Genomic DNA, 26,667 nt, shown 5'->3' with positions numbered 1-26,667 from the left:
TGTGATTGGTTACAGGAATGTTTATTCGTTTTGTATGAACGGTAGAAAAAACCTTTCTGATATTTTTAAAAAGATTGAATGAAATGCAATACAGACAAGTATTACAGAAAATATTTTTTTTGAATAACTAGCATCACGAATGTGTGATGAAAGTGTAAATAAAATGATAACAAGTTGGATGAATGGAAAATAAAATTCTAAAAACCAGCAGTTATCATCCTTTATGAGTATACACTTATGAAAAAAGTTAACATTTAAAAGAAATGTCATTTAAAAAAAGTAACTCACTTTTATTTTTCATGATAATCTTCTTCCGTATTAATAGCCCAAATATTGTCTTTAGAAGTAATGCCGTGTATAATATTATTAACAGCTGCGATAGCTGTTAACATAGAATGATCTTGATTATTGTATTTATGCATACCATTGCGGCCAATTAAAAATAAATTGGTAAAGCTATCGGTAAACTGACGAATGACGTTAAATTGATGATAAGTGCCGAAATAAGCAGGATAAGTTTTGAGCATTCGAATAAGTGTACTATCAATCACATCCTGCTTATCAATAATGCCAATACTATTTAGTTCATTAATAGCAAATTGAATAAAAGTTTTATCATCCATCTGCCATAATGCATCACCTTCATTACAAAAATACTCTAAGCCTATCCAAACCTTATTTGGGTCAGCAACAAGATAAGGCGACCAGTTATTGAATATTTGCAACCTGCCAATTTTTACATCTCGTTCTTGAATATAAATCCAATTATCCGGGACAAGATTATTGTGTAATGTGCTATTTGAAGTATTCGTAATTGCTAATTTATTTAAAAGTAAACCCACTGTTATAAAATCACGATACTGTAAGCCGTTACTAATATTTTGAATGTTTATAGGAACTATATTACCCATAGCAGCAATAAGTTCCTTTACCGGCATAGTAGAAAAAAAATAATTACCGGATACTGAATGGATATCACCATTCAAGGTATCTATGTATGAAACAGATTGAATAGCATTATTTTGAACATTTACAGAATTTACTTTGGCATTTGTAATAATGATTCCACCTTTTTCGCGAATAATAGATGCAACAGTTTCCCACATTTGTCCCGGCCCCAACTTAGGGTACATAAATTGTTCAATTAAGGAAGTAACTACTTCTTTTTGTTGAATAGAATTTGACTTTTTAAATACTGATTTAATAGCATGCATTATTGCTTTAGAAACGGATAATTCTTTTATGCGTTGCGCTCCCCAATCAGCAGCAATGGCATTGCAAGGCATACCCCAAACTTTTTCAGTATAATCTTTAAAAAAAGTTTTATACAATTCACGCCCAAAACGATTGATAAAAAATTCTTCTAACGTTGTTACTTTTTTTAAAGGAAACAATCGAATAGCAACATAACTAATACCAATTTTAATTACCCGAACAACACCTAAATTTTGAAGCGTATGAAAGCTAAGAGAAATGGGATAATCGAAAAATTTTCTTAGATAAAAAATTCTAGAAACCCGTTTTCTAATTAACATTACCCTGTCTGTTTGATCAGGATTGGGACCGTTGGCCGAAAAAGCAACCGTTGTTTTCTTTCGGTGATAAGTAATTTCATTTGGAATAACTTCATTTGATCCTACCCCTTGAATAGGCAAAATTTGCTGCCACCATTGCATTACCACATCTGACTTGGAAAAAAAACGATGGCCGCCAATATCCATTCTATTGCCTTTATAAACAACTGTTTTTGAGATACCACCCATGTCACCCGATTGTTCTAATATAATAGGTTGAATGTTGGTTTTGGTAACCAATTCATAAGCCGCAGTTAAACCTGCGGGGCCGGCACCAATAATAATAGCAGTTTCAGGCATATAAAATTGAAGATATTATATAGATCAATGCGAATATCCGATTTTGAAAGCTCCAGCATATTAATTCAACATTAATTTATTATTGCGACTTTAAACGAAATTCAAACAGATATTTTTTTGAATATCAAAATAAATATTATATTGAAAAAAAATCCTGCTGCTATGCGTATTCAAACAATAGTTTTATTTACCCTTTTCAGTTTTTGCTCATCATTAGCTTTTAACCAAGAAAGCAATACATTTAAAACTATTTTAACAAAAGCGGGCAATGAAAATAAAAATATTTGGATGTATGTTCAATCCAACAACTGCCAATTATGTAATGCATTAGCAAAAACCGCTTTAAATAGTGACGAGAGTATTCAATATATTTTGAAACACGAATATATTTTTTACACAACCACTACAATACCTTTCGAAATTCAGCCGGACACAAGTGTTTATTACTTTCCTGAAACATTTTTTGGAATGATTATAACAGATACGAAAGGGAATATTTTAGCAGTTGATGCCGATGCAAGAAACCACCCTAACTATTACACCAACTTTAGTTATAGCATTAAGAATAAAGAGATGCATGGTGGCTCATTATTGCATCAACAACTACAAGCTTACAACTTAAACAATAAAAATTTTTATAACGCATATAACTTATTAAAAACCCTATTAGATTTTAATATAGAGCCGGGTAATTCCTTATTGAATAGGATTGTTGAAACTATTCCTGCTGATTTTGTTCATTCTACCACATTCATACAAACCTTAGCCAAAGCGGCACCTACTGTATCATCAACATTATTTAAATACTTAAGAAAAGATACTCGATTGTTTAGCGAAAGCTGGTATCAACTGCCATTGTCATTAAGAATGTCCATTAATAGCAGAATTTTAACAAAGTCGCTGAACAGGGCAATTGCCGATACCAATTTTGTTTATGCAGTAGAAGCAGCACAGTTTATTGCGAATACTTATAACAACAAGGATGAGGGGAATCAGCAATTTGATGCCGCTTTGCTTCAATATTACTATGGCATTGGCGATACTACACAATTCATGCAAAAAGCATTGCGCTATTATGACAGGTATTTCCCTGCAACACTAATTGATTCCGTTCATACAGCGGATTCAATTTATGCAGCACATAACAATGATGCATTCATGAAACAATTAAAAAAAATGAATATCCAAAATCCAACAGGAAATGGAAATTATTTCATAAAACGAACTACCATTATTTCACCCAACGGAATACGCATTGCCGGTGAATTACATAAAGGTGCTAAACAGTTGTATGAAATGACAAATGATGTTACCTACCTCAACAAGGCATTAGAATGGAATTCAAAATCTATACGAGCCAATTTAAATGCCGACAATGCCCATACACAAGCCAAAATTTTATATAAGTTAGGAAAGCATGAAGAAGCCATTCAGTGGCAAAAAACAGCCATAAATGAAGTGAAAAAGAAAAATTTGGATACCGAGTGGTTTGAACAAAACCCGGAAAAATTACAATCATCCAAATCATAACATATAATATTTTCATTATATATATTTCGCAAAGCCAAATACTGTATCTTTATTAGAATGAATTTTTTGGCACATGCATATTTATCATTTGGCCATAATGACATATTGGCCGGCAATATGATGAGCGATTTTGTGAAGGGTAACAACAATAAAAATAAATTTCCACCCCTTATACAAAAAGGGATTGTATTGCATAGACTTATTGATCAATATACAGATGAACATCCGGCCACTATTGCTGCCAAACAATTACTAAAGCCTCAAGTGGGATTATATGCCGGCGCATTTTTAGATGTGGTATATGATTACTTTTTAGCCAACGATAAACAAATCTTTCCTGCCGAAGAAGCATTACAGCAATTTAGTTTTTCGGTATATGATACCTTACAATTATATCAACCTTATTTTCCGGAAAAATTTAACATAGCCTTTCAGCATATGCAAACCCAAAACTGGCTATTGCAATACCGCTATTCGCAGGGTATTGCCAGAACTTTTGAAGGAATGATTCATAGGGCTCAATATTTATCAGCAGATATTACACTATTACCGGTGGTTGAAGAAAATTATTATTTTTTCGAAGATGCTTATCGGCTCTTCTTTCCGGATGTTATTCAATTTGCTTCCAAACAAATGGCTATTCTTTTACAGGAAACTTAATTCAATTTATATTTGTAACGCTTTATTAGCAATATGCCATAATTACTTCAAAATTAATTTGAACCAACCCTGCATATCTGCGTTAATAAGGCATTATTCAACCACACATCAAAAACAAATAAGTATGAACAAGCTACTTGTTGTATGCACCTGTTTATTATTATCGCTGCCAATTATGGCACAACAAAAACCTACAGAATTAGATAAAAGTCCAATGGACATGAGCTATTGGCCCGACAATTACCCGCTGCTTAAAATGAATGGTAAGGTAAAAGTTTTACCGATTGCAAGAATTATCTATAGTCGTCCACAAAAAAATAATCGTACTATTTTTAATGGCATTGTAAAATATGGCGAAATGTGGCGCTTAGGTGCTAATGAGGCTACTGAGGTGGAGTTTTTTAAAAATGTAAAAATAGGCGGAAAAGTGGTACCAAAAGGAAGATATACCCTGTATTGCATACCTGAAGCGGATAAATGGACCTTAATTTTAAATAAAGACAATTATACTTGGGGCAATTATACATATGATATCAAAAAGGATGTTTTGCGCACCACTATACCGGTTGAAAAACTAACCAGTCCCATTGAAAACTTTACTATTTATTTTGAAGATGCCAAAGGAGGCAATGCTAATTTAATTATAGAATGGGACGATGTAAAAGCCACTATGCCCATTAGCATTGTACCTTAAGCAATAATTTTAAAAAAATTTTGCTACTGCCTTAGCGACCTATCGTTAAGGCTTTTTTATTGATTTTTGGCAAGGCATTCCTTAAACTTTTGCATCTTTGTTGAATAGCTAATTATTTAGCATCTATTTTTTCAACAACAAATGCATTTTTATGGAATTAGCAACTTTAATGATACATGCGGGAGCAGAACCCGATCCTTCAACCGGTGCAATAATGACACCGATTTATCAAACCTCTACCTTCGTTCAACAAGCACCCGGTGTACATAAAGGTTATGAATATGCACGTAGCCAAAACCCTACCCGTTTTGCATTAGAAAGTGCGTTAGCCGCCATTGAGCAAGGTAAATATGCATTGGCTTTCAGCAGTGGTGTAGCTGCTACGGATGCTGTATTAAAATTATTGCAACCCGGTGATGAAGTAATTGCAGCAAATGATATGTATGGAGGCACTTATCGTTTATTTACAAAAGTGTATGAAAAATTTGGCATACACTTTAAATTCACGGACACAACACTTCCACAAAATGTGCAAAACGCCATTTCACCAAAAACGAAACTTATTTGGATCGAAACACCTACCAATCCATTAATGAACATTACAGATATTGCAGCAATTGCAGCAATTGCCAAAAAAGCAAATGTGTTGTTGTGTGTAGATAACACCTTCGCTTCGCCTTTTTTACAAAATCCATTGTTGTTAGGTGCAGATATTGTTATGCATTCTGCCACTAAATATTTAAGCGGACATAGCGATGTTATACAAGGTTGTTTGGTAATGAATGATGATGCATTACGTGATCAATTATATTTTATACAAAAGTCTTGTGGAGCAGTTCCCGGCCCCATGGATTGCTTTTTGGTATTACGTGGCATTAAAACGTTACATGTGCGCATGGAACGCCATTGTGAAAACGGCGCTACCATTGCACATTTTTTACGTAATCACCCCAAAGTTGCCCATGTATATTGGTGCGGATTTGAAGACCATCCCGGTTATGCTGTTGCTCAAAAGCAAATGCGCGGCTATGGCGGCATGATGAGTTTTACATTGAAAGATGATAGCGTAGAAAACGCTAAGAGGGTACTTTCTTCAACCCACTTATTTTCATTAGCCGAAAGTTTAGGTGGTGTTGAAAGTTTAATCAATCATCCTGCTTCTATGACTCATGCTTCCATTCCAAGAGAAGAACGTTTGAAAAACGGATTAACCGATTCTTTAATTCGTTTAAGCGTGGGTATAGAAGATGAAAAAGATTTAATTGATGACCTTAACAAAGCAATAGGATAACCTTATTAAATCAAGAAAAATAATATGCAAATTTTAGTAGAAATAATTGGTTGGATAGGTGCTTTACTATTACTGGGTTCCTATTATTTAAATATGAGTGGAAAGCTTTCGGCCAAAGCACCACTTTATATTTGGAGTAATTTAATTGGCGGCCTTTGCTTTATTATTAATTCATCTTACCACCATGCCTTCCCATCCGTAATGGTTAATATTATATGGATAGGTATTGCCATTGGTGCATTAATAAAATCACAGCAACAAAAAAGGGGCACCGTTAGTAAATAGTGCCCCTTCTCAAAATATTATTGATTGTAACTATTGAAGTGTAAAATCTTTTTCTAACACATCACGTGAGTTGCCCCCGACAAACACTTTAAAAGCACCGGGTTCAATATGCACATTACCTTCTCCGTCATAAAAAGCTAAATCATTATCGGTAATGGTAAAGCTCAATACTTTTTTCTCGCCAGGTTGTAAGTATACTCGCTGAAAAGCTTTTAAGGCTTTTACCGGCTGAACGATAGATGCAGTCATTTGACGAATATACAATTGTGCTACTTCATAACCTGGTTTACTACCGGTATTGGTTAATTCAACTTTTACTTGTAAAGGTGAGCCTTTTTTCATACTGGCTGAACTAAGCTGTAAGTTGCCATAATGAAAAGTGGTATAACTTAAACCAAAACCAAAGGGATATAATGGTTCATTGGGAATATCTCTGTAGCGGCTTTTCCAGTTTAAGTCGCCTGAATCGGGTAAAGGTCTGCCGGTATTAAAATGATCATAGTAAACAGGAATTTGGCCAACCGCATAAGGAAAACTCATAACTGTTTTTCCGGAAGGATTGTAATCACCACTCACAACATCGGCAACTGCATGGCCGGTTTCTGTACCTAAAATCCAAGTATAAACAATGGCATTAACATATGGCTGAATAGCAGTTAATACCAAAGGCCTACCGGCTGAAACTAATGCAACAATAGACTTTCCGGTTGCATGCAAAGCTTTTAATAAAGCTACTTGACCCTCACTAATAGCAGGATTAGCCAATGAACGATCTTCACCCGCTAACTTGCCGGTAAGGCCAATATTAACAATTACCACATTGGCATTTTTTGCAGTAGCCACAGCATTGTCAATTAATGCATCATTCGAACTGCCATCCGGTAAATATCCATCGCTGTATGTTATGTTACTATTGGCAAATTTTTCTTTCATACCCTCCAAAACACTTACAGCATCTTCAGCTTTCCCATTCGCAATCCAAAAGTCAAACATATCAGCTTTGCTTTTGGCATAATAACCTATTAAAGCAATAGCGGTATTACTTTTTGCGTCAATGGGTAATACGTTATTTTCATTTTTTAACAATACTATGGACGCGTCTGCAGCTTTTCGTGCTTCCATTCTATGTGCTGCAGTGAATTCTGTAGCTTTTTCACGAGCTACATCTGAAAATTTGTAGGGATTATCAAACAAACCCAGTTTAAATTTATAATAGAGTACCCTGCGCACATCATCATCAACCTGTTGCATGGTAATCTTCCCTTCTTTCAATAATTGCGGTAAATAATCCACAACCACTTTCGATTCCATGTCCATCATACTGCCTGCTGCTAATGCTTTGTAAGCAGCATCTTTCCTATTGGCAGCATAACCATGTGTAATCATTTCATCAAACGAATTCCAGTCGCTCACTACAAAACCTTTAAAGCCCCATTTTTTTTCTAAAATATCATGCACCAAATATTTATTACCACTTGCGGGAACGCCATCTACAATATTAAACGCATTCATAACAGTTGCGGCACCGGCCTTTACACCGGCATAATAAGGCGGAAGGTATTTATTCCATAAAGCCACTCTTGAAACATCTACTGTATTATATTCTCTTCCACCTTGCACTGCACCATAAGCTGCAAAATGTTTTACACAAGCCATTACATGCGCTGCATCGTTTAAATTACCTTGCAAACCTTTTACTCTGGCTGCTGCAACCACACTACCATAATAAGGATCCTCGCCTGCACCTTCCATTACACGGCCCCAACGGGGGTCATTACTAATATCACACATGGGTGAAAATACCCAATGTAAACCCGCTGCGGCAGCTTCTTTTGCTGCAATGGAAGCATCTTTTTCAATTTGAGTAACATCCCAACTACAGGCTTCTGCTAAAGGAATAGGAAAAATTGTTTTATAACCATGAATTACATCAAAAGCAAATAAAAGCGGAATACCTAAACGACTTTCTTCAACCGCAACTTTTTGCATTGCCCTGGTTTCTTCAGCACCGGTTACATTTAAAAATGAACCCACTTTCCCTTGGCGAGTCATGTAAATTTTGGCTTGTTGGCCAGGATCATTGGCTGCGGGACCGGTAAAAATACCACCATTCAATTGGTTTAACTGACCGGCTTTTTCTTCAGGGGTCATTCGCTTCAACAAATCGTTAATACGCGCCTCAATAGGGGCTTTCGCATTTTTATACAATGGCTGTTGTGCCCGAATAAATCCTGCAGTTGCAAGCAGGCCGAACAAAATAACTGTTTTTTTCATGTATCTATATTTTAGAATAAAAGCATATATGTACAATATTCGCGCAATAAACACTTGGTGAACTTTGGCGTTTAACATAGGTTTGTGCCATAAAGTTAAGCTGCATTGTAAGCATCTGTATTAAGAAGTTTGGAAATAGATAAAATAATACCAGAATTATGTTGAAAAAGTCAAATTTAGCTTTAAAAGATTTTTTAGACAGCAAGGTATTATTATACAACACACCACATTTTATTTCGGGCGATCCTATTTCCGTGCCACATCGCTTCTCATTGCAACAAGACATAGAAATTGCAGGACTGTTTGCGGCATTGTTTTCATGGGGCAATCGAACTGCCATCATCCAAAAATCAAACACCTTAATGCATTTGATGGATAATGCCCCTTATGATTTTATTAAGCATCACCAACTTTCCGACTTAAAACAATTAATGCAGTTTCAGTATCGTACATTTAATACAACCGACTTATTATACACTATTCATTTTTTGCAGCACCATTATTTACAACACAAGAGTTTAGAAACTGCCTTCTGCCAATGGGGTAACACCATAGAAGCTATGCTAAATGGCTTTCATCATTACTTTTTTTCATTGGAAGATGCACCATTACGAACCCGAAAACACATTGCAGCACCGGAAAATAAATCGGCCTGTAAACGTTTAAATATGTATTTAAGATGGATGGTACGAAATGATAAAACCGGCGTTGATTTTGGCATTTGGAAAAATATTAGCCCGGCACAACTTATTTGCCCATTAGACCTTCATGTTGCACGTGTTTCCAAACGTTTAGGTATGATAAAACGAAAACCTGCCGATTGGTTAGCAGCCATTGAATTAACGAATTTTTTACGCCTATTAGACAAGAATGATCCCGTAAAATACGATTTTGCTCTTTTTGGTTTAGGCATCATTGAAAAATATTAATGTACTTTGCCTATATAATATTATGCAGGAATTGTCTTTAGATATTATTCAAAATTTTTTACAAAAAACGGATGCAGCAATTGTGCCCCAAAGCCCGCAATACACACAACTTCGAAATGCCATTGAATATTTGATTGAAACCGATTTTCACGCACTGATTCAATTGTTGTATAGAATAGATGTAAACGAAGCACAATTAAAAAAAGCACTCAACGAGAATTTACCTGAGCATGCTGCTGATGTTATTACCCAATTTATTATTCGCCGGCAGGCAGAAAAAATAGCTTTCCGAAAAAACATGCAAAAGAATAATAACATTAATGAAGAAGATAAATGGTAGATGCCTGTAATTTTACACTATTAACGAATTTAAATTAGTAGCACATGAAACTTGTATCATATTTAAGAGAGGGTCAAGATCAATTAGCTTTTTTAGTCAATAATTTCTTGTACGATTGTGATGCTGTACATCCCGAATTAGCAGGAAATATGAATATGTTTTTAAACTATTGGGATGACATGTTTCCGATTGCCCAAAAAGTAAACGCGGCACTAGTAAACGGAACGATGGGCGTTAACAAGGGTCTTTCACTAGATGGTATACAATTATTAGCACCTGTTCCTTTTCCAACCAGCTGCCGCGATGGCTATGCATTTAGGCAACATGTTGCAGCAGCAAGGCGTAACCGTGGTGTACCTATGATACCCGAATTTGATGAATATCCCATTTTTTATTTCACCAATCACCATAGCATACAGGGTCCGGGACCTGTTTACTGCATGCCCGACCACTTTGAACAATTAGATTTTGAGTTAGAAGCTGCAATAGTTATTTGCAGAAACGGAAGAAACATTGCCGCTGAAACTGCCGATGAATACATTGGTGGTTTAATGATTATGAATGATATGAGTGCCCGAAAATTGCAAATGGAAGAAATGTTATTGAATTTAGGTCCTGCCAAGGGAAAAGATTTTTCAACCGTTATTGGACCCTGTTTGGTAACATTAGATGAATTGGCCCCTTATGAAATTCCAGCAAAACCTGGCCATACCGGTAAAAGTTGGAATTTAACCATGAAATGCCGCGTAAATGGCATTGAAGTCAGCCACGGCAACTTAGGCGATATGGATTGGACTTTTGCTGAAATTATTGAAAGAGCCAGTTATGGTGCTACATTATATCCCGGCGATGTAATTGGTTCAGGCACTGTTGGTACCGGTTGTTTTTTAGAATTGAATGGAACCGGCAAAATGAATAACCCAAACTATGTACCGCAATGGTTAAAAGAAGGTGATATTATTGAAATGGAAATTGAACGCATTGGCAGTATTAGCAATACAATTGTAAAAGAAGACAGTAGCTTTAGTATTTTGGCTCAAAAGAAAAAAGGCACAACCATTGCTTAATACAAAAATTGCTTTAGTATCATGCTTATTCATATTCAAGAATTAAAAGGAACAGAACGACAAGGTTGGTTACAACATGCCATAGCCCCCAGACCCATTGCTTTTGCAAGTACTATTGATAAGCAAGGCAATATAAACCTGAGCCCTTTTAGTTTTTTCAATTTATTTTCAACTAATCCGGCCATTGTTATTTTTTCACCCACACGCAGTGTACGCGAAAATGCAGTAAAACATACTTTGCTTAATGTAATGGAGGTACCCGAAGTGGGTATTCATATTTGCACTACTGAAATGGTGCAACAAGTAAGCTTAAGTAGTTGCAATTATCCCAAAGGGGTTGATGAATTTGTGAAAGCAGGATTTACAAAACAGAAAGCAACCTACATTCAACCGCCTTTGGTAAAAGAATCGCCGGTTCAAATGGAATGTAAAGTATTAGAAATAAAAAGTTTGGGCGACGGCCCGGGAGCCGGACAATTAGTAATTGCCGAAGTTATTTGTATGCATGTTGCAGAAAGTATTTTAAACGAAGCCGGCACAATGATTGACCAACGTAAATTACACCACGTTAGTCGTTTAGGCGGCGATTGGTATGCATCCATCAATGAACAAAATTTATTTACTGTTGCTAAACCAAATGCACATTTAGGAATTGGCATTGATGCTTTACCTAAAAGTATTCGCAATAGTAAAATATTAACCGGCAATCATTTAGCACAGTTGGCCAACGTTAGTGCCTTGCCCGAAATTGACGCGAATTTTAATGACGACAAGGTAAAAAATATTATACAATATTATGCCGGTAGCCCTACCGAAATGGAAGAAGAATTGCACCAGTATGCAAAACAATTTATTGACAAAAATGAAATTGACAAAGCCTGGCAAATATTGCTAACCGGCACAGATGTTCTTTAGTAATTTGCCAAAACCGATCAAATTAAAATAAGACTTTAGCTCAATGCCAACATATCTTCCTCGGTAAGTAAATTATTAAAATTATTGGCCGGTTGCTGCTTTACTGTTTGTGCAGTTAATATGGCCTGCTGAACAATTGCATGCGTATCATGCGATAAATGCAAAGGTTTTTGAGGGGAAGCATTTAACCAATTAGCAATATGATTATGCAAATGCTCATCAATTTTATCAATAATAGGCACATTAAAATCAGCCAAAGCAGCGGCATTGCACAATTGTTCATATTGTCCGCGAATGGGTAAACACAATAGTCTTTTTTGCAAAAACAAAGCTTCAGCAGGTGTTTCAAAACCGGCACCGGTAATAATACCATGAGCATGAATCATGCTATGATTAAATGCTTTATTGCTAATAGGTATAAACGTGATATTGCCTTGTTTTACCCTTTGTTTTACTTTTTTTGAAAACACTTCAAATGGAACATCCGGCAATTTATTTAATGCTGCAGCCACTACTTCATCACTGTAATGCGATAAATAAACAGTAATATATCCTTTATCGCTTGGGTTTGCCTGCTTTATTTGTTGTTTAATAACAGGAGGAAAAATAAATGAATCGTATTGATTAAAATGCAAACCTACATAGGCAGTGGCAGGAGCATATTTTTTTAATACCAGTTCACCTACTATATTTTTTTTATCGGGACGAGGAGTTTTTGGAGAAATAAATGCTGCCTGATGACCGAAATTAACACTAGGTACATTCTGCAGAAAGCAAGCTAATGCGGTAATACTTTCAAAATCATTCAATATAATGTCATAGTTATGTAGCGGTAAGTACTTTGCTTCTTTTAAAGCCCTTACAGGCGAACAATAACGCAGCATTTTAACGTAATCTAAACCACCTTTATTTCCGTAAAATAAGCTTAACCCTTTACTGGTGAATTTTACCGGCAAATTAGGATTAAGATTACTGTTGCTTCCGCTTAAAAATACATCAACGGTTCCGTATTGCTGCAAGTAAGGCAACAATTCCATTGCTCTGCTAATGTGTCCATTTCCTGTTGCTTGTACTGCATAAAATATTTTCATAATTGCTTCTTTTAAAAGGGTGGGGTAAAAGCAGCTTGCCCGGGAACTGCATGAAAAGAGGGAGCAAAAGCATGAACAAATAAGGCAATTTCATCTGTAACTACATCCGGACTTTGTACTTTCTTATTCATATCAACCACCTTCGCACTTTCAAATGCTTTATCATCGTATTGATACATATGCCAGGCGTTACCATAAAATTCCAATGCAGTTAAATGTTCCACCCAATCGCCACTGTTTAAATAGGTAACTTTTCCATTTTCATTTTCAACAACCCGCATTTGTGGTTCGTGAATATGCCCGCAAATAACATATTCATATTTTTTTTCAATAGCTATTTCGGCAGCCGTTTGTTCAAAATTGTTAATTTTAATAACCGCTTTATTCACCCTATTCATTACTGATTTTGATAAACTCATTTTTTCGCGCCCCAGCAATTGCAAAAAATAATTCAACAACCTATTAAAGCGAATTAATAAGTTATAACCATGACTTCCCCATTTGGCTAAAAGCTTGGCACTTCCTTTTGTTGTATTATCAAATACATCACCATGAAAAATCCAACATAAATGCCCGTTTATTTCCATTACCATTTTGTCAACCAATTGAATATTGCCAACATCAAAATGCGTATAACGGCGCAAAGCTTCATCATGATTTCCGGTAATATAAATAACCCGGGTACCTTTGGTAGCCAGGCTCAAAATTTCTTTAATTACCTGCATGTGTGTTAAGGGAAAGAAATGTTTTCGGAATTGCCACACATCAATAATGTCGCCATTCAGAATTAGGATTTTGGGCGATATACTTTTTAAATAATTTACCAGCTCACGGGCATGGCAGCCGGTAGTTCCTAAATGCAAATCACTCATCACAACAACGTCAACTGGCCTTCTGTTCATATCTAATGGTTTACCAAAATTCAAACCATAGTATTACCTGAATGTGAATTGAATATGAATTAATTGTTACATCTGCTTAAAACAGAAGAATCAACCCTTTAGAATTGTTAAAAAAATAGCCTTTTAAAGGCACTATTTGGGTAACAGGCCATCCGTAAGTTAAATTTTAAACTATCTTTGCAGAACAATATACAGGTATGAAAAAGTGGGTAAGTAAGTTAGCAATCACTGTATTTTTCGCTTTAGTTACAGTTGGCAGCCATGCACAATGCTCTATATGCACTAAAACAGCCTCACAACTGGGTGAAGGACCTGCAAAAGGCTTAAATGCCGGCATATTATATTTAGCCGCAACTCCTTTTTTAATTATCGGATATTTGGGTTATCGCTGGTTTCAGGCTGAAAAAGAAAAACAGCGTTTAGATGCACAGCCCAACGATCAGGATACTATTTAAGTAAGCAATTACTTTCTGAATTGTTCATGCGTACCATCGCAAAATGGCGGTGTTTTGGTGTGTTTACAGTTACACAGCCAAACTTCTTCACTTTTTTCTGCAGTAAATCTTAGGGGTTTAAATGGCATCCCTTCAATGGTTTTATGATGGCCATCGCAAAATGGATTTTTTTGACTTAACCCACAAGTACACCAGGCATAGGTTTTTCCTTCTTCTAACATTACAGCTGTAGGTTCAGCTTTAAAAACATGAGGTTCTTGCATAATCAAAAATTGAGGATGCAATTTAATCAAAAATAAATGCTAACTGTTCCTGAAATGTGCATTTATTGAAAAAAACCTTATTTACCAATCATTTGGCTTTGTGCATTAGATTTGTGCAGTTTAACTTACAGTATGAATCATTCAGCAGAAATACTTTTCTTACCCAAAAATACCAATCAAAAAAACAACACTTTTTCAATTGTTATACCCAGCTGGAATAATTTACCCTATTTAAAACTTTGTATTGAAAGCATTAGAAAAAACTCAACATTATCACATCAGATTATTGTATTTGTAAATGATGGTAAAGATGGCACTTTTGAATGGGCACAAAGCCAAACAGATATTGATGTTGTTTATAGTTCAGTAAACGTTGGCGTTTGTTATGCACTTAACGCATGCAGAAAATTACTGCAAACTGATTATTTGTTGTACATGAATGATGACATGTATGTTTGTCCGAAATGGGATACTTATTTATGGGAAGAAATTCAATTAATTGGTAATAAATATTTTTTTATATCTGCAACAGCTATTGAGCCTGTTGCTTCCAGCAACTGTGCTATTGAATATAATTTTGGTACCGACATAACAAATTTTAATGAGGCTGCCTTACTTGAACAATTTGCACAGCTTCCTATGAATGATTGGCAAGGTGCTACCTGGCCACCCAATATTGTACATATAGATGTTTGGGATTTGGTAGGCGGATATAGTATAGAATTTTCTCCTGGTATGTATTCAGATCCGGACTTTTCTATGAAACTATGGCAAATGGGTATCCGCTATTTTAAGGGAATTAGCAAAAGTAGAGTTTATCATTTTGGTTCAAGGTCAGTAAAGCGAGTTGAAAAGAATCCAGGATATTATACCTTTATAAATAAGTGGGGAATGACTTCCAGCACTTTATCTAAGTTCTACTTAAAAAGAGGTGAACCTTTCAAAGGCAACTTAACAGAACCCAATATTACATTTTCTTTAAAAATAAAAAATAGTTTAAAACGTTTATTGGCGAGTTTCAAAAGAAATAACTTTTAGTTACCCAAATCAAAGTATTCGTAAAAGTAACTAGATGTCTTCAAATTAAGATAATCAACTCTATTGGCATTAAAATCATTATAGGTTAAACCCTCTATCTCTTCTTTAGTATATTGAAATGGAAAGGTTTGATGTTGCTCATTAGATTTTGTAATAATACCAAGACCATGATCACAATCTAAAACAAATACATTCAAATCTTTTCTACAGCATTGAATATATAAAATTGTTTTCCATACATCTCCATTCCAAGTACCCGAAAAACTTCTTTCTTCCCATTCCTTAAATGTGCAAGCAGCTTCTGATGTTAAAGGATTGCAATCATGCATAATAATAACACCATTGGGATTCATGTTTTCTACTATATTATTTACATCCCGAAGGGCATATTCAAACTCATGCATACCATCAACCAAGGCTATATCTATTTTTTTGTTTGAGAAACTTTCTGCGCATACTTTTCAAAAAAAACATCACTAGCCATTTTAAAATACTGATTGAAAATATTATACGGGTTTAAAATCATTTTCCCCAACACCCGAAACTTTGTAAATCTAAAAGATGGATCAATGGCTATCTTGAAAAAAGATTTAATCCTAAAAAAAATATGACCATTAAAAACACCGATTTCAACTTAATTTTTAAGCTTTTTGTGTTACATTAAAAGGGTAATAGCCAATAATCTATTCATATAAGACAATATTGATTTGCTGAAAGTACTCGTTTTTAAGATAGAAATGACATTAAATTACTTATAAATAAATTCCACTTATCCAAGCATATAAATTAAACCCTTCATTCGATACTTCAGCTATTAATTGTTCTTTTATTTTTTACCACATATTCATTTCATGCATTTTCTTGCAATAAACTGTAAGCTTTATTTGCAAGCATTACAACATTATACTCGGACTTAAGTGTTATAGTCGTATGCGTTTCAATTGCCTGCATTATTGCCTCAATACCCTGCTTTTGAGTGGCTACTGTTGCAACAATAAGCACTTCCCAAACATTATTATGCGTTAGCTGACTTAGTATTTGTTTTAAACTATTGAAGCATTGTTCTGCCCCCGGCATATCAGTTTTATTTACCACAAAAACATCTGCTATTTCTATTAACCCTGCTTTCATATATTGAATTGCATCGCCCATTTCAGAGGCCAATACAACAATGGTTGTAGCTGCTATTGTTGCTAAGTCAATTTCATTTTGACCAACACCAACAGTTTCTATAATAATATCTGTAAAGCCGGCAGCCTTTAAAACATCGGTAATTTCATAAGTTTTAGGATGCAAACCACCCATATTACCCCTTGTGGCTAATGAACGAATAAAACATTTTTATGTGTGTACCATTGGCTCATCCGTATTCTATCGCCCAGCAATGCTCCATTATGAAATGGCGATGAAGGATCAACACATAAAACAGCTACTTTTCTTTCTTGAGCTAATAATGCTCCAATCAATGCATCTGTTAATGTGCTTTTGCCTACGCCGGGTGGACCAGTAATACCTATTACACGAGTAATTGTATTATATGCCAACATTTGCATGAACAACTCATAGCCTGAAATTTCATTTTCTATCAGTGTAATTTCACGGGCAAGTGACTTTATATTTCCGCTTTGTATATCTTTCAGCAAATTTTGCCACATAACCATTCATTATTCTACCTAAAATTAAACCATAAGGGTAATGACATGACCAAGAACACAGAAAAATATCATTTACTACAAGTGTTACGTTCTTCAGACTACAAACTGATTGCTTTGTTGATGGTGATGCTTTTAGGCTTACTATTCAGCAGGGCATTACTATCTATTAGTATGCTTGTATGGCTTATAGTGATATTGATTTCATGGGGTAAATGCAATTTTTTTAGAAGTGACAACCATTTATTGTATTGGTCAATTGTACCGCTAATACTATTTCTAACAGGTGCTTGGCAATTACCCTTTCAAAAAGACACGTATGATTTTTTGTTAACCTTATGTACCTATCCTATTGCTTTTTTTTCAGTAACAATGCTCAAAAATCTAAAAAATATTTCTATAACAAATAAAATATGGGTTATTGTTGCAATAGCCAGCTGCATATATCCCATTAGTTGGTTTATCACACATATACAAGCAAGCATTACCAGATATGGCAGCGGACAAACATTGCCTGTGTGGATGGATAATGACCATATTCGTTACAGCATATTTTTATGCAGCGCTTTTGTAATACTATTATTCCATAACCCATTTTCTTTTAGGCTTCGATGGATTTTGGTTAGCTTATTGCTTATACTCATTCTATTTTTATCGGTTCGTACCGCCTGGATTATACTTATTATTTGTTTGCTGTTTATTCCTTTTACAAAATCTATACCTCAGCGCAAATGGATAACCGTGAGCATAATACTTTTAGGTTTTTGTAGTTATATTCTTTTCCCTACCGTGCAAAAAAAAATTGCTTATAGTTTTTATGAATGGCAGCAATTTAATCCATCCGTTTTTAACAGCAACTATTCAGATGGTGCAAGGCGCAATATGAATACCATTGCTTTAGAAGCTATTCAAAATAATCAATACAATGTAGGTTGGGCCGGTGTTGCACCAACCATGCAACAAATTGGTCAAACTTATTTTTCACAACAAAATTTAAAGTTCGGGTGGCCATTTAACCAATGGTTGTTTTGGTTAATAGGCAGTGGATGGATTGGCGTAATTGCTTGGAGTATTTGGTTATTGTATCCCATTTTTTGGGCTTGGCAACAAAAACAAACAGGTGTTGCAGTTTGGAGTATTGCCATTACTGCATCATGCCTGGTTGAATGTAATTTAAATTACCAATTTGGCGTTTTTTTACATGCTTGGCCATTGGCATTAATGGCACTTTCACCTCAGCGCAGCAGTTTATAATTTCTAAAATCAAATGGACGAATGCTTGTTAATTTTTCAAAATAATACAGCAATCGGTCTTTAAATGAAAATCTTTTTTTGTGTACATCTAATTCTATCTGCCAATTTTTTGCAGCAATGCGTTGTTGCATAACAGCAGGGTGTGTTCCTGTAAATTTTTGAACAGAATCGTATTCATCAAAATTATACACCTGCTCCGGCGAATTGGCTATGGCTTGAATAGAGGCATGGTTCCAATAAGCGGCCATATTTTTATTTTTACGCATCATTTGTTCCGGACTTTTCACCCATCCATAATGATATATAAATGCATTTGCAGGCTTTACCCATAATTTTCTATTGCCTACTCTAAATCCTTGTGCATCTTTATATGCAGCAATTTTTTTATCATTTCGAATAATGCGCACTTCATGATCGTACCAAGTTCTACTATCACCCACATAATCATAAGTGGCATAAAAATGTAGGTATTGAAACAATAAACCTTCCACTTTAATATTGTATTGATGTTCTTTACAAGCTGCTAGTATAGCTGCATGGTATTTTTCATGAACGCATTCATCGGCTTGTATATAAAAAGCCCAAGTACTTTCCGGATCAATCAACTGAAATGCTTTATTGGTTTCGTCGGCTAAAACTACCCCACCCGATTGCAAAGTTTTATCCCAAACGGAACGATGAATTTTTATTTTAGCATCACCAATTGATTCAACCAGTTCTAAGGTTCCATCATCACAATCTCCCACCAACACAATCATTTCATCTACCACAGGTAATATAGAAGTAATTGCCTCTACAATGGGATAATCGTTAATCACTGCATTTTTGATAATTGTAAATCCGGAAATTTTCATGTATATAAGAATATAAATTTGTTTTATTCAAACAGGCGGCTGTTGATTGCTATTAAAATTACTAGCACAAAGAAACTGAAAAAAAACCGTAAGCCTTACTTTTACATAGAATTGATAAAATACTGTACATTAGAATTACCTACAAATGACCAATTTTATACCTATATTTCCATTAAGTTTAATTGTTTACCCCGATGAAGTGGTAAACCTGCATATTTTTGAGCCTCGCTATAAACAACTTATCACTACTTGTTATGCAGACAGTAAGCCATTTGGTATTCCTGCTGTTTTACAAAACAAACTAACAGACTTTGGCACATTGGTAGAAATTAAGGAAATAGTGCAGATACACGACAATGGCAATATGGATATAGTTGTGAAAGGAACTTCGGTGTTTAAAATATTGGAAGTAATTAATGAACTACCTGATAAATTATATAGTGGCGCCATTGTGAATTACCCTGCCAATGAAATGCAACCAATGTATGCATACTTAAAGCCAATATTACAACAAATTAGAGATTTGTTTCATCTTCTAAAAGTAGAAAAACAATTCAAGAAGCCCGACGAAACACTGTTAAGTTATGATGTTGCCCACCATGTAGGGCTAAATCAGGAACAAGAATTAAGCTTACTGGGTTTTTATAAAGAATTAGAACGAATTGAATTTTTACGGAGGCATTTAGCCCAAGTACTACCTTTATTACAAAGCATGGATGAATTAAAAGAAAAAATAAAATTAAACGGTCATTTTAAAACTTTGAAAGGATTTAATTTGTAACTACAAAAAAATACAAATGCCCACAACACTTTGTTTAGACTTTGGTAATACTCGTTTAAAAGGAGTCATCTTTCATAATACAGACATTGTTGAGGTATTTACCTTAACAAATGACAGCCCATCAACTATTGAACCCATACTTAATCAATTTAAGCCCACACATTGCATATTATCATCAGTTATACACCACAACGAACAGTTACCACAATTTTTAAGCAAGCATACACGCTTTCATTTACTTAGTCATGAAAGCAAGCTACCCATTTCTACTCCTATCGGAAAGCCTTCAACAATAGGTGCAGATAGATTAGCTATTTGCAGTGCTGCAGTAAGTTTATTCCCTACACAACACAATTTAGCCATAGGCTTGGGTTCCTGCATTACTTATAATTATGTTAATCCTTTTCATGAATTTTTAGGTGGGGCTATTTCTCCCGGCATGAATATGCGTTTTAAAGCCATGCATGAACAAACTGCTAAATTGCCTTTAGTAAAAGCTGATAAAAATTTTCCGCTAATTGGCTATGATACTAAAACAAATTTACAAAGTGGTGTATTAGTAGGGATGGCTAAGGAAATTGATGGCATTATAGAGGCATACAAAGAAAAATTTTCAAATTTAAAGGTGAGTATAACAGGCGGCGATATGCACTTTTTTAAAACTTACCTAAAAAATGAAATTTACACTGACGAACATTTATTATTTAAAGGTTTGTTATACATTAATCAATTAAACAATCCATAGTTCTCATTGGCAAATTGTAATTTTGCAACAGCAATACGCAGAAAAAAAACATGCTATCAATAAAAAAACTTTTATTCATTTTGTTAATGGGGTTAACTGCAGTTGGCTGTGAAAATGATATTCATGAAGTACAAAATTTAGGAAAGCGAAAGATGGGGGTTGAAGAAGGCACGGGTATCGTTAGCCAATTTAGTCAAGGGGGCCATATCAAAGCTATATTAAGGGCACCCTACATGTTACGATATCAATTGGACACTGTTAAAATTGAATTTCCCAAAACGCTGCATGTTGAGTTTTATGATAGCACTCCTAAAATTGACAGCCGCTTATTTGCTCGTTATGGCTCTTATTTAGAAAATGAAAATAAAGTATTATTACGCGATAGTGTAATTGTTTTCAACATAAAGGGTGATACGTTATTTACGAACGAATTGTATTGGGACCAAGCAAAAGGCACTTATTATACCGATAAACCGGTTGTTATTAGCCAAACAAATCCTATTCGTCAAAAATTATATGGAACGGGTTTTTCCTCCAATCAGGATCTTACCAACATTAAAGTATTTAAGGTAGGTTTCGGCAATGGAGGGCAGACAAGTTTTTTAAATGTTCCTGATAGTTCATTGTAACACATTTATTTAACTATAAAAAATTTTCGTATGGAATACAGGAAAATGGGCCGTACTGGCTTACAACTCAGTGCACTCAGCTTTGGAAGTTGGGTAACCTTCCATAAACAAATTAATGATGGCATTGCTGATGAATTAATGGGTATTGCCTATGATAATGGCATTAATTTTTTTGACAATGCCGAAGCATATGCTTTAGGCGAAAGTGAAAAAATGATGGGGCGTGTTTTAAAATCCAAAGGTTGGGATCGTACCTCTTATGTCTTATCATCTAAAGCATTCTTTGGATGGCGGGGGAAAAACAACAAACCCAATCAAACCGGTTTAAGCAGAAAACATTTAACGGAAGCATGCCATGAAGCATTGCACAGATTACAAACAGATTATTTAGATCTTTATTTTTGTCATCGCCCCGACAAATCTACTCCCATTGAAGAAGTTGTACTTACCATGAACACTTTAATCAATCAGGGCAAAATTTTATATTGGGGTACCAGTGAATGGAGTGGCGTTGAAATAATGGAAGCTCATCGAATTGCACGTGATTACAGAATAATTGGCCCTTCTGTTGAACAGCCACAATACAATCTTTTTGAAAGAACCAAATTAGAAAACGAATACTTAGAAATATTTAAAAATGTTGGCATGGGCACCACTATATGGAGCCCCCTAGCTTCCGGTTTATTAACCGGAAAATACAATAATGGCATACCCGAAGATAGTCGTTTAAGCATAGAAGGCTTTGAATGGCTGAAAGACAGAATACTGGTATCAGAAAAAATTGAAAAAGCAAAACAGCTTACCGCATTAGCACAATCTTTAGGTGTTTCAGTTGCAGCTTTAAGCATTGCATGGGTATTAAAAAATCCGAATGTAACTACCGCCATATTAGGAGCTACTAAAACACAACAATTAAATGATAATTTAAAAGCACTTGAGGTATTACCAATGCTGAATCAGGAAATGATGGATAAAATTGAAGCTATTGTAAACAATAAGCCACATTTAGCTGACTTTTAGAACTACCCCAATATATAAATAGACAGAGGCTGCGTCATATATCGATGCAGCCTCTTTTTATTAACAGATTGTTCCTTCCATAAACAATCCAATACACTTAACTCATATGCATATCTTCCGTCATTTTATGATATGACTTTTTGCTGGCTTCTACCAACTTTAAAATCCTTTCCCTAACATCATCGCGCATGCCACCGGTTTCATTTTCAATAATGGTTTTCAACTCATCTAATTCACTGTTAGCCTGGCCGCGCATTGCTCGTATTTTTCGCTTAATATCTTCTGCGGTATCGGCAATTTTTTTTCTTGTTTCACTACCTTTTGCCGGAGCTGTTAATAAACCTATTGCTACTCCTGCAGCTACTCCTGACAAAATACCGATTAATAATTTTTGTGTACTCATAGCTTTGTATTTTTAGTGTGAATAATCATTTTTTTAAAGCAAGTACAAGGTAAATACATATTGTTTTAAAGCAATGTTAAGGCAATTAGAAACAATATTTTTTAACAATACAAACGGATAGTATTTAACACAATTTCATACCCGGGAATGATTTACCATAATATTAAAAATTCAACATAAATCATATTTTGAAGAAAGAGTAAGCAATTGATTGTATTTTTGAATATATGTTACCCATAACGCAAAAAAATAGCACTCCTATTTCGCTTTCATCTTTTTCGGTTTGGAAGTATGCTCTCATTTTTTTGGGATGGTTTGTAGTTTTTTATTGGGGTACAAAAATTATATGGGGCTTAACTACACCTTATCATTTATATGTACCATTTATTGATCATTACTTCAATTACATAGCTTTAAATAGAGATATTGTACTTAGCGGTAGCAGAAAAATTTTAGAATCATACGGATATTATATTTATAGCCCACAGCCGGATATACTAACTATTAGCGGAGAATATGGCATTATTTTAAATTACTCATGTTTAGGATTTGCTGTTATGAGTTTTTGGTTAGCTTTTGTTATTACACACCATGGTAAGTGGTGGTTTAAAGCAGTATGGGCTGTGATTGGCATTGCCATTATTATAGCATGCAATATAGCACGTGTTTGCCTTGTACTTATTTCAGGATTAGAAAAATGGCAACTACCCTTTGGCCTTGATCACCATACCTGGTTTAACATTGTAACCTATTTAGCAATTTTACTATTGGCGTTATTGTATAATAACATTGTTAATAGAAAATTTCAATCATAACGAATTTACAGCATAAAAAAGCGGAGATGTATGTAACACCTCCGCTAAAAAATTATTCAATAGCAAAAATTAAGCAAATTTAAACGCCTTCATATAAGCAGCATCTGCTTTAGCACTTTCTAAAGGAGTGGTTCCTGTAAATGCTTCCTGCTCTACAATATAATACTTCATGCCGTTATCCTTTGCAGTTTTTAAAATGGTTGGGTAATCAATCGTACCTTTTCCTAATATGCAGGATTCATGTCCACCATTCGCAGTTCTAGTCAAATCTTTTACATGGCAAAGCTTAAATCTGTGGCTATATTTTCGTAACCATTCTTGTGGATTTTCACCGGCAGCCACTACCCAGTAAATATCCATTTCAAAATCAACCAAATTAGGATCGGTATCATTCATCATTACAACTTGCGGAACTTGGCCATCAATAGGTTTAAATGAATAATCGTGATTGTGATACGCAAAGCGTATACCGTTCTTTTTACAAATTTCGCCGCATTTATTAAATTGTTCTGCAAATTTCTTAAATGCATCAATATCTTTTTGCGGGCCTTTGTAAGGACATATTAAATAATCCATACCAATTTCCGCAGCCTGTGCAGCCTTTTGTTCAAAATTGGTATTGATGTCGCAATGTGATGAAATAATTTTAGTACCAATACTATCACAATATTTTTTAAATTCTTTATTGGTCATTCCCCAAAACATACCCATCTTTCCTTCAAAACTTTCCAACTGCTTGTATCCAAAAGAAGCAACTGCCTTCAGGGTTTGCTTAGGGTCTTTGGCCATATCTTCCTTTACTGTCCATAATTGCAACCCAAATTTTTGCAAATCGCCTGCAGCATTATTTTCAGCCATTTCATTTAAAATATTAGTGGCCATTTTTTTCACGGGTGCAGCCATTGCCAAGGCAGATAAGCCACCCATTTTTAAAAAAGTTCTACGATTAGTTGACATGAGGTTGTATTTAAAAATGAATGTAGGTTTTTACACATTTAAAAAAATGAAAAGCAGCGATTAAGTAGCCCAAGCTTTATCACCTTTTTTATAAGGCATGCAACCATCGTAATGGCCCGGCACTGCTACATAACGCAATGCTTGTGTAGCACCGGGTTTAGACGTAAAATAACCCAGTAAGGTTAGTTGCTTCATCATAGTAAAATAATGATTGGGAGAAAATGCAATGGTTTTATTGCGCTCTTTTGCTGCTTCTGCTTGCAATTTAGCTTCCTTTTCATTTTTTTCCTTTTGATAGGCCTTGGCTTCAGTATCAATTTTTTCTAACAGTTCAGTACGCTGTTGTGGAGTTGCTTGCATAAAGCCTATACCGTAAGCTTTCTTACTTGCCTCATTCAACTCCTTAATACCTTTTATAAAAGCCTGTTGATCCGGCTCGGTATAACAATCAGTAACCATTACTTTCATAAAGTTACCAATGCCTGCATCTTTTGCTCCCGGCGATGAAGTAGTAGGAATAATGGTTTCACCTACTTCGTCTAAAAATGCAATATCATCAGGCGCAAAAGCAACTGTACCCGATTTTTCATTTTTACAACCAGTTAGTAAAAACTCGCCTCCAACAAGCACACCGCCGGTAGCCAGTGCAACCATTTTTAAAAGCTCTCTTCTATCCATAGTTTGTATTTTAAGTATTTAAATGTTATTTTTTTTCAATTGTTCAACTGCATAGTTAGCTGCTCGGGCTGTAATAGCCATATAAGTTAACGATGGATTTTGTGTACTTGTACTAACCATACAAGCACCATCGGTAACAAACACGTTTTTGCAGTGATGCATTTGGTTCCACTCGTTCAACAATGCTTTCTTAGCATCTTTCCCCATTCTTACACCACCCATTTCATGAATATCTAAACCGGGTGCTTGATGAGAATCATGTGTTTGAATGTTTGTACAACCGGCAGCTGCCAACATTTCACTTCCTTGGTTTAAAAAGTCTTTTAATAATTTTTCATCATTTTCATCGTAATCAACGGCGGTAATTAATTGCGGTATACCCCACTCATCTTTTTCTGTAGTACTTAAACGTACATGATTGTTTTCTTTTGGAATGGTTTCACCTTGCATCATCATACTTACATACCAATTTCCGGGTTCAGTCATGGCATCTTTAAATTCAGCACCAATCCCATTAGCGGCAGCTCTCCCTCTTCCGGCACTATAGTGTACCATATATCCTCGTAAAAAATCTGTTTCTTGTTTGTAAACATTTCTAAAATTCGGCATCATAGCTTGTGTTGGTCTGCGGCCATAATAATATTTATCAAGTGGGCCATCAAAAGCCGCCGAAACATGCCCGCGATAATTATGAAAAGCAATATATTTCCCCAGCAAGCCACTATCGTTACCCAAACCATTGGGAAAACGATTAGAAACAGAATTCAATAAAATTAAATTGGTATTTATAGTTGATGCATTAACAAAAATTATTTTAGCATAGTACTCAACAGTTTCTTTTGTTATAGCGTTAATAACCCTAACGCCGGTAGCTTTCTGTAGCTTATCATCATAAATAATTGAATGTACTACACTGTTGGGCATTAAGGTAAGGTTACCGGTTTTCTCTGCCCACGGTAAGGTACTTGCGTTTGAACTAAAGTAACCTCCAAAAGGGCACCCACGTTCGCATAAGCTACGTGCTTGGCACTGATTTCTGCCTTGTTCAATATGTATAGGATTAGGTTTGGTAAGATGCGCACATCGCCCTTGCACCACAAATCGGTTTTTATATTGTTGCATTATGCGTTGCTGAATGGTTTTTTCAGCACAATTCAATTCCCAAGGTGGCAAAAACTCACCATCGGGTAAAGTTTCCAAGCCATCTTTATTTCCACTAATACCCACAAATTTTTCAACATGCGAATACCATGGCGCCAACTCATTGTAGG

The 26,667-nt window shown here is 35.1% G+C and carries 27 protein-coding genes and 2 pseudogenes; 17 read left to right on the top strand and 12 right to left on the bottom strand.

The features are described from left to right. Window positions 1-290 precede the first annotated feature (290 nt). Window positions 291-1,874 carry an NAD(P)/FAD-dependent oxidoreductase gene (locus ACP5P5_RS06590; RefSeq protein WP_428285311.1) on the bottom strand — a complete coding sequence of 528 codons (1,584 nt, stop codon included), beginning with the start codon at window positions 1,872-1,874 and terminating at the stop codon, window positions 291-293. Window positions 1,875-2,036: 162 nt separating this feature from the next. Here ACP5P5_RS06590 and ACP5P5_RS06585 point away from each other — a divergent pair, with 162 nt between their 5' ends. The 5 genes from ACP5P5_RS06585 to ACP5P5_RS06565 all read left to right on the top strand — a co-directional run bounded on the left by ACP5P5_RS06585 (window position 2,037) and on the right by ACP5P5_RS06565 (window position 6,334). Continuing rightward, the gene (locus ACP5P5_RS06585; RefSeq protein ID WP_428285310.1) at window positions 2,037-3,404 is read left to right on the top strand and encodes a hypothetical protein; all 1,368 of its coding nucleotides are present in this window, start codon (window positions 2,037-2,039) and stop codon (window positions 3,402-3,404) included. 57 nt (window positions 3,405-3,461) lie between these two features. Next, complete coding sequence (locus ACP5P5_RS06580) at window positions 3,462-4,064, top strand: ACP phosphodiesterase (protein ID WP_428285309.1); 603 nt, start codon at window positions 3,462-3,464, stop codon at window positions 4,062-4,064. A 124-nt stretch (window positions 4,065-4,188) separates the two neighbouring features. Continuing rightward, on the top strand, window positions 4,189-4,758 hold the full coding sequence (locus tag ACP5P5_RS06575; protein WP_428285308.1) for a DUF2911 domain-containing protein: 570 nt from the start codon (window positions 4,189-4,191) through the stop codon (window positions 4,756-4,758). A gap of 151 nt (window positions 4,759-4,909) precedes the next feature. Then, the gene (locus ACP5P5_RS06570) at window positions 4,910-6,049 is read left to right on the top strand and encodes a cystathionine gamma-synthase (protein ID WP_428285307.1); all 1,140 of its coding nucleotides are present in this window, start codon (window positions 4,910-4,912) and stop codon (window positions 6,047-6,049) included. A gap of 24 nt (window positions 6,050-6,073) precedes the next feature. Continuing rightward, complete coding sequence (locus ACP5P5_RS06565) at window positions 6,074-6,334, top strand: CBU_0592 family membrane protein (protein WP_111297242.1); 261 nt, start codon at window positions 6,074-6,076, stop codon at window positions 6,332-6,334. A 30-nt stretch (window positions 6,335-6,364) separates the two neighbouring features. Here the strand turns inward: ACP5P5_RS06565 and bglX are convergent, their stop codons facing one another. Further along, complete coding sequence (gene bglX, locus ACP5P5_RS06560; RefSeq protein ID WP_428285306.1) at window positions 6,365-8,608, bottom strand: beta-glucosidase BglX; 2,244 nt, start codon at window positions 8,606-8,608, stop codon at window positions 6,365-6,367. A gap of 158 nt (window positions 8,609-8,766) precedes the next feature. Here bglX and ACP5P5_RS06555 point away from each other — a divergent pair, with 158 nt between their 5' ends. The 4 genes from ACP5P5_RS06555 to ACP5P5_RS06540 are packed head-to-tail and all read left to right on the top strand — an operon-like array spanning window position 8,767 to window position 11,859. Then, complete coding sequence (locus tag ACP5P5_RS06555; RefSeq protein ID WP_428285305.1) at window positions 8,767-9,537, top strand: TIGR02757 family protein; 771 nt, start codon at window positions 8,767-8,769, stop codon at window positions 9,535-9,537. 22 nt (window positions 9,538-9,559) lie between these two features. Then, entirely contained in the window at window positions 9,560-9,877 is a 318-nt protein-coding gene (locus tag ACP5P5_RS06550; protein WP_428285304.1) for a hypothetical protein, read from the top strand. Between the two features lie 44 nt (window positions 9,878-9,921). Then, the gene (locus tag ACP5P5_RS06545; RefSeq protein ID WP_428285303.1) at window positions 9,922-10,944 is read left to right on the top strand and encodes a fumarylacetoacetate hydrolase family protein; all 1,023 of its coding nucleotides are present in this window, start codon (window positions 9,922-9,924) and stop codon (window positions 10,942-10,944) included. A gap of 21 nt (window positions 10,945-10,965) precedes the next feature. Continuing rightward, complete coding sequence (locus ACP5P5_RS06540; protein ID WP_428285302.1) at window positions 10,966-11,859, top strand: flavin reductase family protein; 894 nt, start codon at window positions 10,966-10,968, stop codon at window positions 11,857-11,859. Window positions 11,860-11,894: 35 nt separating this feature from the next. Here ACP5P5_RS06540 and ACP5P5_RS06535 read toward each other — a convergent pair whose 3' ends face one another. After that, complete coding sequence (locus ACP5P5_RS06535; RefSeq protein WP_428285301.1) at window positions 11,895-12,950, bottom strand: glycosyltransferase family protein; 1,056 nt, start codon at window positions 12,948-12,950, stop codon at window positions 11,895-11,897. An 11-nt stretch (window positions 12,951-12,961) separates the two neighbouring features. Continuing rightward, window positions 12,962-13,852 (bottom strand): UDP-2,3-diacylglucosamine diphosphatase, encoded by an 891-nt coding sequence (locus ACP5P5_RS06530; RefSeq protein ID WP_428285300.1) that lies wholly within the window; start codon window positions 13,850-13,852, stop codon window positions 12,962-12,964. A gap of 197 nt (window positions 13,853-14,049) precedes the next feature. On the opposite strand from ACP5P5_RS06530, the gene ACP5P5_RS06525 reads away from it, so the two are divergent. Further along, window positions 14,050-14,307 (top strand): hypothetical protein, encoded by a 258-nt coding sequence (locus tag ACP5P5_RS06525; protein ID WP_111297249.1) that lies wholly within the window; start codon window positions 14,050-14,052, stop codon window positions 14,305-14,307. Window positions 14,308-14,315: 8 nt separating this feature from the next. On the opposite strand, the gene ACP5P5_RS06520 is transcribed toward ACP5P5_RS06525, so the two are convergent. After that, on the bottom strand, window positions 14,316-14,570 hold the full coding sequence (locus ACP5P5_RS06520; protein WP_428285299.1) for a CDGSH iron-sulfur domain-containing protein: 255 nt from the start codon (window positions 14,568-14,570) through the stop codon (window positions 14,316-14,318). Between the two features lie 132 nt (window positions 14,571-14,702). Here ACP5P5_RS06520 and ACP5P5_RS06515 point away from each other — a divergent pair, with 132 nt between their 5' ends. Then, on the top strand, window positions 14,703-15,608 hold the full coding sequence (locus ACP5P5_RS06515; protein ID WP_428285298.1) for a glycosyltransferase family 2 protein: 906 nt from the start codon (window positions 14,703-14,705) through the stop codon (window positions 15,606-15,608). Here ACP5P5_RS06515 and ACP5P5_RS06510 read toward each other — a convergent pair. Continuing rightward, window positions 15,605-16,045: pseudogene (locus tag ACP5P5_RS06510) on the bottom strand (class I SAM-dependent methyltransferase); the annotation flags it as partial. The gene ACP5P5_RS06515 and the pseudogene ACP5P5_RS06510 overlap by 4 nt on opposite strands. A 412-nt stretch (window positions 16,046-16,457) precedes the next feature. Then, window positions 16,458-17,155, bottom strand: a pseudogene (locus ACP5P5_RS06505) (ArgK/MeaB family GTPase). 153 nt (window positions 17,156-17,308) lie between these two features. Between ACP5P5_RS06505 and ACP5P5_RS06500 the strand changes: the two are divergent. Then, complete coding sequence (locus ACP5P5_RS06500; protein WP_428285297.1) at window positions 17,309-18,514, top strand: O-antigen ligase family protein; 1,206 nt, start codon at window positions 17,309-17,311, stop codon at window positions 18,512-18,514. On the opposite strand, the gene ACP5P5_RS06495 is transcribed toward ACP5P5_RS06500, so the two are convergent. Next, window positions 18,496-19,368: a glycosyltransferase family 2 protein gene (locus ACP5P5_RS06495; protein WP_428285296.1), complete on the bottom strand. Its 873-nt coding sequence runs from the start codon at window positions 19,366-19,368 to the stop codon at window positions 18,496-18,498. The two genes, ACP5P5_RS06500 and ACP5P5_RS06495, sit on opposite strands and share 19 nt — an antisense overlap. 145 nt (window positions 19,369-19,513) lie before the next feature. Here ACP5P5_RS06495 and ACP5P5_RS06490 point away from each other — a divergent pair, with 145 nt between their 5' ends. The 4 genes from ACP5P5_RS06490 to ACP5P5_RS06475 are packed head-to-tail and all read left to right on the top strand — an operon-like array spanning window position 19,514 to window position 22,543. Then, entirely contained in the window at window positions 19,514-20,149 is a 636-nt protein-coding gene (locus ACP5P5_RS06490; RefSeq protein ID WP_428285295.1) for an LON peptidase substrate-binding domain-containing protein, read from the top strand. A 16-nt stretch (window positions 20,150-20,165) separates the two neighbouring features. Then, window positions 20,166-20,894 carry a type III pantothenate kinase gene (locus ACP5P5_RS06485; RefSeq protein WP_428285294.1) on the top strand — a complete coding sequence of 243 codons (729 nt, stop codon included), beginning with the start codon at window positions 20,166-20,168 and terminating at the stop codon, window positions 20,892-20,894. A gap of 50 nt (window positions 20,895-20,944) precedes the next feature. After that, a complete protein-coding gene (gene lptC, locus ACP5P5_RS06480) occupies window positions 20,945-21,523 on the top strand; it encodes an LPS export ABC transporter periplasmic protein LptC (RefSeq protein ID WP_428285293.1) in 579 nt (192 codons plus the stop codon). A 30-nt stretch (window positions 21,524-21,553) separates the two neighbouring features. Then, window positions 21,554-22,543, top strand: a complete 990-nt coding sequence (locus ACP5P5_RS06475; protein WP_428285292.1) for a potassium channel beta subunit family protein — start codon at window positions 21,554-21,556, stop codon at window positions 22,541-22,543. A 97-nt stretch (window positions 22,544-22,640) separates the two neighbouring features. Here ACP5P5_RS06475 and ACP5P5_RS06470 read toward each other — a convergent pair whose 3' ends face one another. Further along, a complete protein-coding gene (locus ACP5P5_RS06470; protein WP_428285291.1) occupies window positions 22,641-22,946 on the bottom strand; it encodes a YtxH domain-containing protein in 306 nt (101 codons plus the stop codon). A 227-nt stretch (window positions 22,947-23,173) separates the two neighbouring features. On the opposite strand from ACP5P5_RS06470, the gene ACP5P5_RS06465 reads away from it, so the two are divergent. Next, on the top strand, window positions 23,174-23,761 hold the full coding sequence (locus ACP5P5_RS06465; protein ID WP_428285290.1) for an archaeosortase/exosortase family protein: 588 nt from the start codon (window positions 23,174-23,176) through the stop codon (window positions 23,759-23,761). 69 nt (window positions 23,762-23,830) lie between these two features. On the opposite strand, the gene ACP5P5_RS06460 is transcribed toward ACP5P5_RS06465, so the two are convergent. The 3 genes from ACP5P5_RS06460 to ACP5P5_RS06450 form a co-directional block, all read right to left on the bottom strand. After that, on the bottom strand, window positions 23,831-24,718 hold the full coding sequence (locus ACP5P5_RS06460) for a sugar phosphate isomerase/epimerase family protein (protein WP_428285289.1): 888 nt from the start codon (window positions 24,716-24,718) through the stop codon (window positions 23,831-23,833). Between the two features lie 60 nt (window positions 24,719-24,778). Beyond that, window positions 24,779-25,396 carry a gluconate 2-dehydrogenase subunit 3 family protein gene (locus tag ACP5P5_RS06455; protein ID WP_428285288.1) on the bottom strand — a complete coding sequence of 206 codons (618 nt, stop codon included), beginning with the start codon at window positions 25,394-25,396 and terminating at the stop codon, window positions 24,779-24,781. A gap of 18 nt (window positions 25,397-25,414) precedes the next feature. Then, window positions 25,415-26,667: GMC oxidoreductase (locus tag ACP5P5_RS06450; RefSeq protein ID WP_428285287.1), on the bottom strand; the 1,253-nt coding region annotated here is incomplete at its 5' end.

This window comes from Hydrotalea sp., assembly GCF_049968455.1.
Lineage (GTDB): Bacteria > Bacteroidota > Bacteroidia > Chitinophagales > Chitinophagaceae > Hydrotalea.
Note: the sequence above shows the minus strand (reverse complement) of the source record. Positions and strands in the feature narration are given on the sequence as shown.